This is a genomic window from Haliea sp. E1-2-M8 (assembly GCF_030649675.1).
Taxonomy (GTDB): domain Bacteria; phylum Pseudomonadota; class Gammaproteobacteria; order Pseudomonadales; family Halieaceae; genus Haliea.
In genome coordinates this window covers 83,894-97,369 of the sequence record NZ_JAUTDR010000004.1, presented here as the reverse complement: position 1 = coordinate 97,369, position 13,476 = coordinate 83,894, and the positions used below count along the sequence as shown (strand labels likewise).

At 62.8% G+C, this 13,476-nt stretch carries 11 protein-coding genes; 2 read left to right on the top strand and 9 right to left on the bottom strand.

Annotated features, from left to right (window positions below):
- Positions 1 to 45 precede the first annotated feature (45 nt).
- From aroB to Q6D67_RS04605, 7 genes are all read right to left on the bottom strand, one after another.
- Positions 46 to 1,146, bottom strand: coding sequence for a 3-dehydroquinate synthase (gene aroB, locus Q6D67_RS04635; RefSeq protein ID WP_304704544.1), 1,101 nt, complete (start codon positions 1,144 to 1,146; stop codon positions 46 to 48).
- Between the two features lie 68 nt (positions 1,147 to 1,214).
- Positions 1,215 to 1,733, bottom strand: coding sequence for a shikimate kinase AroK (aroK, locus tag Q6D67_RS04630; RefSeq protein WP_304704412.1), 519 nt, complete (start codon positions 1,731 to 1,733; stop codon positions 1,215 to 1,217).
- Positions 1,734 to 1,752: 19 nt separating this feature from the next.
- Positions 1,753 to 3,825, bottom strand: a complete 2,073-nt coding sequence (pilQ, locus tag Q6D67_RS04625; protein ID WP_304704543.1) for a type IV pilus secretin PilQ — start codon at positions 3,823 to 3,825, stop codon at positions 1,753 to 1,755.
- Between the two features lie 110 nt (positions 3,826 to 3,935).
- Positions 3,936 to 4,466, bottom strand: coding sequence for a pilus assembly protein PilP (locus Q6D67_RS04620; RefSeq protein ID WP_304704411.1), 531 nt, complete (start codon positions 4,464 to 4,466; stop codon positions 3,936 to 3,938).
- A 1-nt stretch (position 4,467) separates the two neighbouring features.
- Positions 4,468 to 5,082: a type 4a pilus biogenesis protein PilO gene (locus Q6D67_RS04615; protein WP_304704410.1), complete on the bottom strand. Its 615-nt coding sequence runs from the start codon at positions 5,080 to 5,082 to the stop codon at positions 4,468 to 4,470.
- A gap of 3 nt (positions 5,083 to 5,085) precedes the next feature.
- A complete protein-coding gene (locus tag Q6D67_RS04610; protein ID WP_304704409.1) occupies positions 5,086 to 5,652 on the bottom strand; it encodes a PilN domain-containing protein in 567 nt (188 codons plus the stop codon).
- Positions 5,652 to 6,713, bottom strand: a complete 1,062-nt coding sequence (locus tag Q6D67_RS04605; RefSeq protein ID WP_304704542.1) for a pilus assembly protein PilM — start codon at positions 6,711 to 6,713, stop codon at positions 5,652 to 5,654. The genes Q6D67_RS04610 and Q6D67_RS04605 overlap by 1 nt, the downstream gene beginning before the upstream one ends.
- A gap of 178 nt (positions 6,714 to 6,891) precedes the next feature.
- On the opposite strand from Q6D67_RS04605, the gene Q6D67_RS04600 reads away from it, so the two are divergent.
- Positions 6,892 to 9,333, top strand: a complete 2,442-nt coding sequence (locus Q6D67_RS04600; protein ID WP_304704408.1) for a penicillin-binding protein 1A — start codon at positions 6,892 to 6,894, stop codon at positions 9,331 to 9,333.
- 28 nt (positions 9,334 to 9,361) lie between these two features.
- Here Q6D67_RS04600 and Q6D67_RS04595 read toward each other — a convergent pair whose 3' ends face one another.
- Together Q6D67_RS04595 and rpmE are read right to left on the bottom strand one after the other, a co-directional pair.
- Positions 9,362 to 10,624: a malic enzyme-like NAD(P)-binding protein gene (locus Q6D67_RS04595; protein ID WP_304704407.1), complete on the bottom strand. Its 1,263-nt coding sequence runs from the start codon at positions 10,622 to 10,624 to the stop codon at positions 9,362 to 9,364.
- A 144-nt stretch (positions 10,625 to 10,768) separates the two neighbouring features.
- The gene (gene rpmE, locus Q6D67_RS04590) at positions 10,769 to 10,993 is read right to left on the bottom strand and encodes a 50S ribosomal protein L31 (protein WP_304704406.1); all 225 of its coding nucleotides are present in this window, start codon (positions 10,991 to 10,993) and stop codon (positions 10,769 to 10,771) included.
- A gap of 178 nt (positions 10,994 to 11,171) precedes the next feature.
- Between rpmE and Q6D67_RS04585 the strand changes: the two genes are divergently transcribed.
- Positions 11,172 to 13,370, top strand: a complete 2,199-nt coding sequence (locus Q6D67_RS04585; protein ID WP_304704405.1) for a primosomal protein N' — start codon at positions 11,172 to 11,174, stop codon at positions 13,368 to 13,370.
- The last annotated feature ends 106 nt before the right edge of the window (positions 13,371 to 13,476 follow it).

The window sequence follows — 13,476 nt, the reverse complement described above, 5'->3', positions numbered from 1 at the left end:
AGGGGAGGTCATTTTACACAGTTGGACTGTTGGGAACAAACTGCCTCAGCAGTCGCTTTTGGCGCGCTCTACCGCCTCCCGGAGCAGCGCCTCCAACTCCCCACTGCTGACGTCATCCACCAGCTGGGCCTCACCGATCGCTCGCAGCAACACCAGCCGCAGGCGGCCGTCGACAACCTTCTTGTCGCGTCCCATCAGGTCCAGAAATACTTCCGGTGTCATGCCTACCGGAATCTGCAGGGGCAAACGGGCCTGCCTGAGCAGCCCTTCCAGCACGGGCACTTCGGCGGCGTCCACCCAGCCCCGCACAACCGACAGTCGTAACGCCAGCAGCATTCCCACCGCCACCGCCTCGCCGTGCAGCCAGTTACCATAGCCCTGGGCGGTTTCAATCGCATGGCCGAAGGTGTGCCCCAGATTGAGAGTGGCCCGCAGCCCACCCTCGCGCTCGTCGGCTGCGACTACCCGGGCCTTGTTGCTGCAGGAGCGCTCGATCGCCTCGGCCAGAGCGCCCTCCTCACGCGCCAGCAGCCGGGGCATGGACGCCTGTAGCCAGATGTAAAACTCAGGATCGCAGATAAGCCCATACTTGATCACCTCGGCCAACCCGGCGGACAACTCCCGGGCGGGGAGGGTGTGCAGGCTATCGGTATCTATCAGCACCGCCCGGGGCTGGTAAAACGCGCCAATCATGTTCTTGCCCAGGGGGTGGTTGACCGCGGTCTTGCCGCCAACCGAGGAGTCCACCTGTGCCAGCAGGGTAGTGGGCACCTGAATGAAACCCACGCCGCGCTGGTAGCAGGCCGCGGCAAAACCGGCAATGTCGCCAACCACGCCGCCACCGACCGCAATGATTGTGGTACTGCGGCTGTGGCGCTCCTGCAGCAGACGCTCCAGGATATGCTCCAGCGATTTCAGGGTTTTGTACTGCTCGCCGTCCGGGAGCACGATTTCGGTGATGCGTCGACCCTCGCCCAGGGCGCGGCGAATTCTTGCCACGTAGAGCGGCGCGATCGTCTCGTTACTGATTATTGCCACCTCGCTGCCGCCGACGTGGCGCCCGAGAACACTGCCGTCGGCGAACAGGTCGCGACCGATATACACCGGGTAGCTGCGCTCGCCCAGTTCGACATGGAGGGTGTGCATGATGACAGACACTGACGGCTCCCCGCTGCGAAAGGCGCTATTCTAGCGCCGAGTTCCCGGCCTTGTCTTTAACTGACGACGAGCGCCTGCAGCAGGCGCTGCGCCACGATGCGCGGGCTGCAGCCGTCGGTGTCGATGACGTGATCGGCGATTTCACGATACAGGGGGTCGCGCAGCGCCATCAGTTCGCGCAGGACCTGCTCGGGATTGCCAGTCTGCAACAGTGGCCGCTTGCGGTCATTGCGGGTGCGGCGCGCCTGCTCCGCCACCGTGGCATGCAGGTAGATCACAAAGCCACGCGAACCCAGCGCCTGGCGGTTTTCCGCCCGCATCACTACCCCGCCACCGGTGGCGAGGACGATGTGGTCCATGCGGGTCATCTCTTCCACCACCTGTTGTTCACGCGCGCGGAAGCCGGCTTCACCCTCGACGTCGAATATCCAGGGAATATCGGCGCCGGTTCGATTTTCGATTTCGGTGTCAGTGTCGGCGAACGCCAGCCCAAGATGGCGCGCCAGAAATTTGCCAATGGTGCTTTTGCCGGCCCCCATGGGACCGACAAGAAAGACGCGCTGCAGATCGGGCATTGGGGAAGCGGTTGGCCCCCTAATCGAGCAGGCTGTCAGCGAGAATTCGCGGGGTGATGAAGATCAGCGTCTCCGTCTTGGTCTTGGAGTTAGACTCATTGCGGAACAGGGCCCCGACGTAGGGGATGTCGCCAAAGAACGGGACCTTGCTCACGGACTGGATATTCTCGGTCCGGAATACGCCGCCCAGAACTACTGTCTCACCGTTGCCCACCAGTACCTGGGTGGTCAGCTCCGTGGTGTCGATGGACGGGATGAAGCCGCCCTGGCCACTGGGCACGAGCTCGCCCACCGAATCCTGGGTAATCTTCAGGTCCAGCAGGATGCGGTCGTCAGGGGTGATGTTGGGAGTCACTTCCAGCTGCAGTACCGCTTCCTTGAAGGAGGTGGTGTTCTGGCCGCTGAGCGAACCTTCCTGATAGGGAATCTCGGCGCCGGACTTGATCACCGCCTGCTGCTTGTCTCCGGTGATCACCTTGGGCTGGGAGACGACCTCACCGGTACCCGCAGCCTCCAGCGCCGACAGCTCCGCGGTCAGAAACAGGTCCTCGCTGGTAAAGCCCACGGCAAAGCCGCCGGCCTTGCCGGACACACCGAGATCCACCATCAGGGCGCCTGGAAAGGTAACGCTGGAGGCGGTGCCGTCGATCACCGACTGGTTGAGCGCGGCGACACTCGTCGTGTCGCCGGAGACTGACAAGGCATTACCGTTGAAGTCGTTCTCCACGAAGCCACCACCCCACTCGATACCCAGCTCCTTCTCCAGGTCGGACTGGGCAATCACGATGCGGGCCTCGATCATGACCTGGCGAATGGGGATGTCCACCAGGTCGATCAGCTCGCGAATCTCCGCCAGCTTGGCTGCCGTCTCGGTCACGATCAGGGAATTGGTGCGCGGTTCGACGATCACCGAGCCGCGGGAGGAGATCAGGCTGCCACCCTCCTCGGAGCCCGCCTCGAACAGATTGACCACGCTGGCGGCGCTGGCATAGCGAATGCGGATGAATTCACTCTGCAGGGGGGCCAGCTCGGCGATCTGCTTGTTGGCTTCAATCTGCTGCCGTTCGCGCTCGGCAATTTCCGCGGCCGGAGCCACCATCAGCACGTTGCCGACCTGGCGCTTGTCCAGACCCTTGGTGCGCAGCACCAGCTCCAGTGCCTGGTCCCAGGGAACATTCTGCAGGCGCAGGGTGATGCGCCCGGAGACGGTATCGCTGGCCACCAGGTTGAGCTCGGTGAAATCGGCGATCAGCTGTAGCACTGCCCGAACCTCAATGTCCTGGAAGTTCAGTGAAATCCGTTCACCCACGTAGTCGAATTCTTCCCGGCGATCCTCCTGTTCCTTTCTCGACAGGGGCTTGACTGCCAGCACGTACTGGTTATCGGTCTGGTAAGCCAGGTAATCAAACTCGCCCGCCGTCTTCAGGGTCAGGATTGCGCCGCGCTCGGTACTGTTGACGTCAACGCTGGTCACCGGCGTGGCGAAGTCAGTCACATCGTAGCGCCGCATCAGGCGCTCCGGGACGCTGGTATCCAGGAATTGCACGCTGATATCCCCGCGCTCGCTGAAGACGTTGACGTCGACCGAGGGGTTGCTCAGCTCGAGAGTCAGCCGACCCTCACCGGCTCCAGTGCGCTGGAACTGCAGATCGGTGATACTGGAGCGTTCCCGGGTTACCTCTTCGACCCGGGAGATCAGGCGGTTGGGGTCACTCGACGGCTTGACGTAATCGCCGCTGTCGCCCTGACCGACCACAAGATACAGGCTGTTCCCTTCCACACGGGTCTCGTAGGGCACCAGTTTGACCAGGTTGAGTACCATGCGGGTGCGATCCCCGGACTCCAGCACCACGACCCCGGTGGCGTTGCCGTAGGGCAGGGAGTAGCTCTTGCGCGGCAGGGCACTGCGGGTGCCGGGGAAATCGATCGCGATCCGGGCCGGCTTCTCAATGGTGTAGGCCTGCATTTCCGGGGGAGTTTCGTCGAAATCCAGACGCACCTCGAACTTGCTGCCGGGGCGGGAGGCAAACTCGATGTCAGTTACCGTCGGAGCCGCGTAAACGGCCTGCGCCAGGAGACTGAAAACCAGCATTGCTGCCAGATGTTGCAGTCCCAACCCGCGTCTGCAAGATCCTTCTGTCACGGTATTCTTCCCCAAATTCGCTGTTATATTCAACATGGCTGTCACCAATGGCCCCTGCGTCAGATACCGCTCAATTCGATTGTCCGCGGGCGCTCGACCCACCCGTCCGCGCTACCGTCACTGACTATTTCCACCACGGCGACGTATGTATCCGTCATCTCGACGACCTTGCCGTGATTGCGCCCCAGGAAATTCCCCAAGCGGACGCGGTGTACGCCACCCTCGGGATCCCTGACCAGGGTCCACTGGGTACCACCGCGCTCCAGGGAGCCAACCATCGCAAGCGAGTCGAAGGTAAACTGCTCCAGAAACTCCTTGGCCCGGTTCTCATCGGGCTCGATCGCGCTGATGGCCTGCATTTGGGTGATATCACGCACCTCCACCGGGCGATCGAAGGGGCTGCGCAGGGCAGTGGCACTATAGGAAAATGCCTCATAGGCCGGGAAGGTCGGGATCGGCGCTATGATCCCGCCGGGACGCGCGCGCTTCTCCGCCATGAACGCGTCGAGGTCGTCGAAATTATCCCCACCACAAGCGCTCAGCAGGGCTGCAGACACCGCCGTCAAGGCCAGACGCCACACCTTGCTCATATCAGCCCTCTCCATCCTTGTAGCGGTAGGTCTTGGCAGTGATGCTCAGGTTGAGAGCATTACTGTTGGCGGACCGCGCAGTGATAGAAAAGTCGTGCAATGTCACGATGCGTGGCAGGCCGGCCATCCCGCTGATGAAAGCTCCAAGGTCATGGTAGGAACCGGTGGCGGTAATGGCTATTGGCAGCTCAACGTAAAACTCGCGCGCCTGCTCTGCCTGGAGGTTGATGCTGTTGATTTCCAAACCATTCATCAGGCCCTTGTTGGTAATGTCCTCCAGCAGGCCAGGAACTTCGGTATCGCTGGGCAGCTGGCTGACCAGGGCGCCGAAGGACTCTTCCATTTCTACCATCTGCTCCTTGTAGGCCTCCAGATTGGCTGCCTCAAAAGCCTTCTTCTCGAAATCCTGGCGCAGGCGGCTCTCTTCCGCCTGCACCCGATCGAACTGCAGCTGCAGCTCCTTGATATGGAAGTAATACCCGGCCACCAGCACGGCGATGAGCAACAGCGCGCAGAGCACCACCTTGACGCCCGTCGGCCAGGAACCGATGTTGTCGAAATCGATGTCGTTGACATCAAATTCCTTCAGCGACCGGAGAGTATCTTCGAGTGCCACAACCTATTCTCCCGCGCCGTTGTCGGATGCAGGCAACTGCACCTTGACCTTCAGGTTGAACGTTGCCGCCTGATCCCCATACTGGGTCGCCGCGCGCACCGAATCGAGGTTGGGCTGCTGCAACCAGTCTGACCCATCCAGCCGTCGCATCAGACTGGAGACCCGGTTGTTGGACTCTGCTATGCCGGTGATACTGATCAGGTTGTCCTTGCTGCCAAGGCTGGTGTAGAAAACGCCATCCGGAACGGTTCGAACCAACTGGTCCAGTACCCGAACAATGATCGGGCGGTTGCCCTGCAGTTCCTGGATCACGCGCATGCGTTCCACCAGCTGGTTGCGCCGCCGCTGCAGATCCTTGATTTCCTCAACTTTCTTGTCCAGCACCCGGATCTCTTGAGTCAGATACTCGTTGCGCGCCTTCTGGTGCTCGATCTGGCCGTTGACGATGCGGTCACCGAGCATTACCAGGCCCGCCCCTACGGCGACCACGAACGCCAGCAGGATCAGGAACTCCTTCTTGCGCTCGGCGCGGCGTTCTTCGCGCCAGGGCAGGAGGTTGATTTGCGCCATTAGTCAAAGCTCCGCAGGGCCAGGCCGCAGGCAATCATCATGGCCGGCGCATCGCTACTCAGGGCAACGGCATTGACCCGCGAGGAAATGGTCATTTCGGCGAAGGGGTTGGCCACAGCCGTCGGTGTCCCCAGCTTGTCCTGCACCAGGTCAACAAGACCTTCCATGGAGGACACGCCACCAGCGAGAATGATGTAATCCACATCGTTGAACTGACTGGAGGAGAAGAAGAACTGCAGGGACCGCGCCACCTGCTGCACCACGGCGTCCTTGAACGGGATCAGCACCTCCGGCTCATAGTCGTCGGGCAACCCACCCTGCTTCTTGGCCAATCCGGCCTCTTCCAGGGGCAGCCCGTAGCGGCGCATGATCTCGTCGGTAAGCTGCTTGCCGCCGAAAAGCTGTTCGCGGGTGTAAATGGTCTGGCCGTTATTGAGCACGCTGAGAGTGGTCATGGTGGCGCCGATATCCACCACCGCAACCATGCTCTCCATTTCCAGGTCAAGCTGGCGTCGGATCAGGCCGTAGGCGCGCTCCATGGCGTAGGCCTCGACATCCATGATCCGGGCCTTAAGCTCGGCGCCCTCGATAGCGTCCACCCGGGAATCGATGGTTTCGCGACGGCAGGCCGCAAGGAGTACTTCTACCTGGTTGGCGCGCTCCGGCGAGGGCCCCTGAATTTCGAAATCAATGGCCACTTCATCCAGCGGGTAGGGAATGTATTGATCCGCTTCCAGGGTGAGCTGGGTTTCCAGTTCATCGTCACTGAGCCCGGCGGGCATGTCGATCACCTTGGTGATGACCGATGAACCGGCAACCGCCGCGGCTGCGGTCTTCAACTTGGTTCGGGACTGGGCCACGACGGTGCGGATGGCGTTGGTCACACCCTCGATGTCATTGACGTTTTTCTCAATGACCGCGTCTACCGGCAGCGATGTCACTGCGTAGCTTTCCACCCGGTAACGACCGCCGGACTGGCTGAGCTCGAGCAGTTTCACGGTGGTGGAGCTAATATCCAACCCCAGCACCGGCGCCGACCTTTTCTTCCCTAGTATCCCCAGCAAAACATTTTCCTATGAGTTTCACTCACTTAGGTTGTTTTTATACTCCACTACATTAATTATAGGTATAGCATAATCAATCCTGCAATCAAAAAGCAAAATAAGCTTATAATTACCAATCGATAGCGCTACCCTTCGAACCTACAGTAATACAAGTCACTGCTTTGTAAAGGGATAAATGAAGTTCCTCCGTTTTTTATTGCGCTGCTCCCTGCTGGGAATTCTTGCGGCCAGCTGGCTTTTGGCCGGCGTCTATCTGTATCTCAATCCCGGATTGCCCGACGTCGCGACTTTGCGGGACGTCAAACTGCAGACCCCGATGCAGGTATTCACCCGTGAAGGCGACCTGATCGGCCAGTTCGGGGAGCAGAAGCGCAACCCGTTGCACTTCGACGAAATCCCGGAACAGTTCATCCAGGCCCTGCTCGCGGCGGAGGACGACCGCTTTTTCCGCCACCGGGGCGTGGACTTTGCCGGTCTCATGCGGGCGGTGTCGGAACTTGCGCTCACCGGTGAGAAGGGCTCGGGCGGCAGTACCCTCACCATGCAGGTGGCGCGCAACTATTTCCTGAGTCTCGAGCGCACCTTCATGCGCAAGTTCAACGAAATCCTGTTGGCAGTCCAGATCGAGCGGACGCTGGAAAAAGAGGAAATCTTTGAGCTCTACTTCAACCGGGTCTTCCTCGGCCACCGCTCCTACGGCTTTGAGGCCGCAGCACAGGTGTACTACGGCACCACCATCCGTGAGCTGAGCCTGGCCCAACATGCAATGCTGGCCGGCATACCCAAGGCGCCGTCGCGCAACAACCCGATCAGCGGCCCCGAGGCGAGCCTGGAGCGGCGCAACTGGATCCTCGGCCGCATGCTCGGCCTCGGCTACATTGATCGCGAGGCCTGGTCCGAAGCCGTGGCAGAGCCGGTCAGCGCAACCCATCACGGAGCAAAACTGAGTTTCGCCGCGCACTATGCGGCGGAAATGGCGCGCCAGGAGATGCTGGATCGCTTCGGCATGGCGGCGTACACCGACGGCTACAATGTCTACACCAGCATCAGCAGTGAACTGCAGCAGCTGGCGCAAGATACTGTCGTGCACGGGCTCATAACCTACGACAAACGTCATGGCTACCGCGGCGCTGAGCGTCAGCTACCGCCACCGGCGGAGGGCAGCGCAGCGGAGGCCATGGCCCTGTGGAAGGTCGCGCTGGCAGAGACGCCGATAGAGGCGGGGCTGACGCCGGTCATTGTGACTGAGCTCGGAGACCAGCAGGCCAGCATCCTGTTCCGCGACGGCAGCAGCGACATCCTGCTCTGGGAGAACGGCCTGCGCCAGGCCAGCCCCTATCTTTCGGAGAATTCGGTGGGCCGGGCCCCGCAAAGCGTGAAGGACGTGGTCAGTGTAGGCGACCTTATCCGGGTCCAGCCACGGGAGGACGGCGGCTGGCAGCTGGCCCAGGTGCCGGCCGCCCAGGCGGCGCTGGTCTCCCTGAACCCGGACAACGGAGCGATTGTCAGCATTGTCGGCGGCATGGGTTTCGAGAACAGCAAGTTCAATCGCGCCACCCAGGCCCGGCGCCAGCCTGGCTCCAACTTCAAGCCATTCGTCTACAGCGCCGCCCTGGACGCCGGTTTTACCGCCGCCAGCATTATCAACGATGCTCCGGTGGTATTACAGGACGCCTCGCTGGAAGATATCTGGCGCCCGGAAAACGACGGCGGCCGCTTCTACGGCCCCACCCGCCTGCGCTGGGCCCTGACCCAGTCCCGCAACCTGGTATCCATCCGCCTGCTGCAGCAGATTGGCGTGCCCAAGCTGTTGAACCATGTACAGCAGTTAGGTATCGACACCAGCGAATTTCCCCGGGACCTGTCTATCGCCCTGGGCACCCACGAGATGACCCCGCTGGAGCTCGCAAGCGCCTACTCGGTACTGGCAAATGGCGGCTATGCAGTCACGCCGTGGCTCGTTGAGCAGGTGGAAGATGTCGATGGCAACACGATTTACCAGGCCATGCCGGCCACCGTGTGCCGGAACTGCGAGGACGCTGTCAGCCCGGCGCAGGATGAGCGGGAGCTGCGGATGGAGGAGATTCTGGCGGGCGTACCCGACAGCACCCAACCACCACAGGCCGAACGGGTCATGGAGGAGCGGATCAACTTCATTCTCAACAGCATCCTGCAGGACGTCATCAAACGCGGCACTGGCCGCCGGGCACTGGCCCTGGGCCGCAACGACCTCGCGGGCAAGACCGGAACCACCAACGGACCCATGGATGCCTGGTTCTCCGGCTACAACAGGGATGTCGTGACCACGGCCTGGGTAGGCTTCGACAACTACACCCCGCTGGGTCGACGGGAATTCGGCGGTACGGCGGCATTGCCGATCTGGATCGACTACATGCGGATTGCGCTGCGCGACAGCCCGGATGCGGAACGCCCACTGCCGCCGGGTGTCGTCCACGTCCGCATCGACCCCGACACCGGACTCCTCGCCCGCCCGGGCCAGGAGAATGCCATCTTTGAGTACTTCCGGGAGGAGCGGGTTCCACCACCGGCAGGTGACGGCGAGCAACCGCGCACGGGTGGCAGAACCAATGATCAGCTGATAAAGGATATCTTCTGAAGGGCGGCGGGGTCGCCGCCCGGCAATCTCAGAGCAGGGTGCCCATGGTGGGCGCGTAGCCCACGGGGTAGGGTATCCGGGAAACGCCGCTGTCCACCGCAGCCCTGGCTACCGCCGGCGCAATGCGCTCCAGCAGCCGCGGGTCCATCGGCTTGGGGATAATGTAACGCGGGCCAAAGGACAGCTCGGTTTCACCGCAGGCGGCCAGCACCGAGGGCGGCACCGGCTCGCGCGCCAGCTCGCTGAGCGCCTTCACCGCAGCTACCTTCATGGCTTCGTTGATGGCACTCGCACGGACGTCCAGGGCACCGCGGAAAATAAACGGGAACCCCAGCACGTTATTGACCTGGTTGGGATAGTCGGAGCGGCCGGTCGCCAGAATCAGGTCGTCGCGGACGCTGTGAGCCAGTTCGGGCCGAATCTCCGGGTCCGGATTGGAGCAGGCAAACACCACCGGCCGATCGGCCATCGACAGCAGCATTTCCGCGCTCAGCAGATCCGCGCCGGACAGGCCGACGAACACGTCTGCCCCCTTGACCGCATCGCTCAGGCTGCGCTTGTCCGTATGATTGACGAACTCCTGCTTGTAGGCGTTGACACCCTCGCGCCCGGCATAGATCACGCCGCGGCGGTCGAGCATGTAGATGTTTTCCTGGCGTGCGCCCATGCTCAGCAGCAGCCGCATGCAGGCTATTGCGGCGGCGCCGGCGCCCAGGCAGGTAATCACCGCATCCTGTAGCCGCTTGCCTTGGACTTCCAGCGCGTTGATCATTCCCGCAGCGGTGACAATAGCAGTGCCATGCTGGTCGTCGTGAAAGATGGGTATGCTGCAGCGCCGCCCCAGCTCCGCTTCGATCTCGAAGCACTCGGGAGCCTTGATGTCCTCAAGGTTGATCCCGCCGAAGGTGTCGGCGATGTTGGCGACCGTGTCAATGAAGCTCGCCGCGTCTTCAGTATTGACCTCGATGTCCACCGAGTTGATTCCGGCGAAGCGCTTGAACAGCAGCGCCTTGCCTTCCATGACCGGCTTGCTCGCCAGTGATCCCAGATTGCCAAGGCCCAGCACTGCAGTGCCGTTGCTGATAACCGCCACGAGATTACCCTTGCCGGTGTAGCGATAGGCAGCCTCCGGGTCGGCGACAATTTCCCTGCAGGGTTCGGCAACTCCCGGGCTGTAGGCAAGGGCAAGATCAGCCTGGGTTTCGGCGGGTTTGGTCAACTCGATGCTGATTTTGCCCGGCACCGGCCCCGAGTGATAGTCAAGTGCTGCCTGTCTGAAATCGTTGCTCATATTCGTGATCGCGCTTTTCGAGGCACCTGCGGGAAAGTCGAACGAGAATATAGAAAAGATCCCGGGCTCACAAGCCGCAACAAAAAAGCCGGGACCCTTGCGGGACCCGGCTTTTTTGTTGGGCTGCGCTTCGCGCAGTAGGGCTCAGGACTCCTGGCGTGTAGCGCCGCGAGCACCGAAGCGCTTTTTGAAGCGATCGACACGGCCACCGGTGTCCATGACTTTCTGCTTGCCAGTGAAGAAAGGGTGACACTGCGAGCACACGTCAACGTGAAAATCTTCGCAACGGGTGGACCGGGTAGTAATGAGATTGCCGCAGCTGCAGGTTGCAGTGACCGCCTCGTATTTGGGGTGAATTTCTGCTTTCATGGTGTTGCTCCTGTGTATTGGTGCCGCCACCCGATCCCGTCGGGCACCGCACCGGACTTGTGGAGATGACGTGAAAAAATAGGCGCGAATAGTACCAGACACAGCGCCGGACGCAAGTCCCCCCGCTACTGTATTATTGCCCGCCCCACGATCACCAGCCCCGCCCCAGAGAGGTGCAATGCCAATACTTCGCCTCGCCATCCCGACTCCGCTGCGCTCCCTGTTCGACTATCTGCCGCCGGCGCAGATGAGCCCGGCCGAGATCGCGGCACTGCAACCGGGGTGTCGTCTGCGCGTCAACTTTGGCCGCCGGCAGCTGCAGGGTTATCTGATTGAGGTCGCCACCAGCTCCGAACTGCCTGCCAGCGCGTTGAAGGAAGCCGGGGAGTTGCTGGATACCGAGGCACTGCTGACACCGACCCTGCTCCAGCTCTGCCTGTGGGCGGCGGACTACTACCAGCATCCTCCGGGCGAGGTACTGGAGCTCGCGTTCCCCCCCGGCCTGCGCGACGGCAAACCACACCAACCCCCCGGCGCCGCTTCCTGGACCCTCAGCCAGCGCGGCAAGGGTCTGCCCGAAGGCGCACTGGGACGCTCGCCGCGCCAGGCCGAGGCACTGCAACTGTTGCAGCAGGGTGGCGCTGTCGCGGGCACGGTGTTCAGGGAAATGGGCATCAGCACGGCGATCCTGCGCCAGCTGGAACAAAAGGGCCTGGCTGAACGCTGCATCCTGCCACCCGCAGCCATGGCGCCACAGCCGGGACCGGGCCTCGCGCTCAACCCGGACCAGGCAGCCGCGGTAAGCGGAATCCTCGCGGATTACGGCAGCTTCGCCAGCCATCTGCTGGAAGGCGTCACCGGCAGCGGCAAAACCGAAGTGTACCTGCAGCTGATCACCCACTGCCTGCAGCAGGGCCAGCAGGCGCTGGTGCTGATTCCGGAAATAGGCCTGACGCCGCAGACCCTGGAGCGGTTCCGCAGCCGCTTTGGCCAGGGCATTGTCGTGCTCCACTCGGGCCTCAATGCCACCGAACGCTATGCGGCCTGGGAAGCGGCCCGCACCGGTGCCGCGGGGATCGTCATCGGCACCCGCTCGGCCATTTTTACCAGCCTGCAGCGCCCGGGACTGATTATCGTGGACGAAGAACACGACAGTTCCTTCAAGCAGCAGGACGGCTTTCGCTATTCCGCCCGCGACCTGGCCGTCAAGCGCGCCCAGATTGAGGACTGCACCGTGGTCCTCGGCAGCGCCACACCTGCGCTGGAGACTCTGCACAACGCGCTGCAGGGGCGCTATGGGCACCAGCAACTGACCCTGCGCGCGGGCAGCGGTGAACTGCCGGCGATCGCCGCCATCGACGTACGCAAGCAGGAATTGCAGGGCGGCATGTCCGCCGCCCTGCGCGACGCCGTGCGCGGCACCCTTGAAGCCGGCCACCAGGTCCTGCTGTTCCTCAACCGGCGCGGCTACGCACCGACCCTGCAGTGCCACGACTGCGGCTGGATTGCCCAGTGCCGGGCCTGCGATGCACGCATGACCGTGCACCGGCGGCAACGCCGCCTGCGCTGTCATCACTGCACCGCGGGCGAGGGCCTGCCCAACCAGTGCCCGCAGTGCCACGGCAACCGTCTGCTGACCAACGGCCTGGGCACCGAGCAGACCGAGGACGTCCTGCGCCTGCAATTCGGCGCCTGGCCGGTGCACCGGGTGGACAGCGACTCCATGCAAAGCCGCGGCGCCATGCAGGCGCTGGTGGATGAAGTCGGCACCGGGCAGCCCTGTATCCTGCTGGGCACCCAGATGCTGACCAAGGGACACCACTTCCCCGGGGTCAACCTGGTGGCGGTGATCGACGCCGACGCGCTGCTGTTCAGCGCGGACTTCCGCGGCGAAGAGCGCATGGCGCAACTGCTGACCCAGGTGGCGGGCAGGGCGGGGCGCGCCGGGGACGCCGGCCGGGTCCTGTTGCAGACCCACTACCCGGACCACCCGGTGATGCTGGCCATGCTGCGGGACAGCTACGCTGCCCAGGCCCGGAGGATGCTCGAGCAGCGTCAGCAGAGCGGCATGCCCCCCTGCGGCCGCCTGCTGCTGCTGCGCACGGACAGCGCGGATGCCACTACCGGAGAGGCGTTCCTCGGCGCCCTGCGGCGCAAGGCCCAGGACCGGCTGCCCGCGGGCTGCCAGCTGATCGGGCCGCTGCCTTCGCCGTTGCAACGCCGGGCCGGCAAGTTTCGCAGCCAACTGCTGCTTGCCGCGACCGATGTGCGCCAGGCGCAACAGGCCGCGAGGCTGCTGGTAGCGGAGGCGACGCAGCTGCCGGCGCGCAACGGCCTCAACTGGTCCATCGACGTCGACCCGCTGGATCTGGGTTGAAACCCGCGGCGGTCTGGCCATGGGCAGCCGTTTACGGCGATAATGCGCGCCTGCCAGGCTGCCCACAGCGGCCCCCGACTCCACCAAGCAGGTACTCTCCCCCGAG

Coding starts and splice junctions, on each gene's coding strand:
- Q6D67_RS04585 (WP_304704405.1), top strand. CDS start 11,172: ATGCCAATACTTCGCCTCGCCATCCCGACTCCGCTGCGCTCCCTGTTC.
- Q6D67_RS04600 (WP_304704408.1), top strand. CDS start 6,892: ATGAAGTTCCTCCGTTTTTTATTGCGCTGCTCCCTGCTGGGAATTCTT.
- Q6D67_RS04595 (WP_304704407.1), bottom strand. CDS start 10,624: ATGAGCAACGATTTCAGACAGGCAGCACTTGACTATCACTCGGGGCCG.
- Q6D67_RS04620 (WP_304704411.1), bottom strand. CDS start 4,466: ATGAGCAAGGTGTGGCGTCTGGCCTTGACGGCGGTGTCTGCAGCCCTG.
- pilQ (WP_304704543.1), bottom strand. CDS start 3,825: ATGCTGGTTTTCAGTCTCCTGGCGCAGGCCGTTTACGCGGCTCCGACG.
- Q6D67_RS04610 (WP_304704409.1), bottom strand. CDS start 5,652: ATGGCGCAAATCAACCTCCTGCCCTGGCGCGAAGAACGCCGCGCCGAG.
- aroB (WP_304704544.1), bottom strand. CDS start 1,146: ATGCACACCCTCCATGTCGAACTGGGCGAGCGCAGCTACCCGGTGTAT.
- aroK (WP_304704412.1), bottom strand. CDS start 1,733: ATGCCCGATCTGCAGCGCGTCTTTCTTGTCGGTCCCATGGGGGCCGGC.
- rpmE (WP_304704406.1), bottom strand. CDS start 10,993: ATGAAAGCAGAAATTCACCCCAAATACGAGGCGGTCACTGCAACCTGC.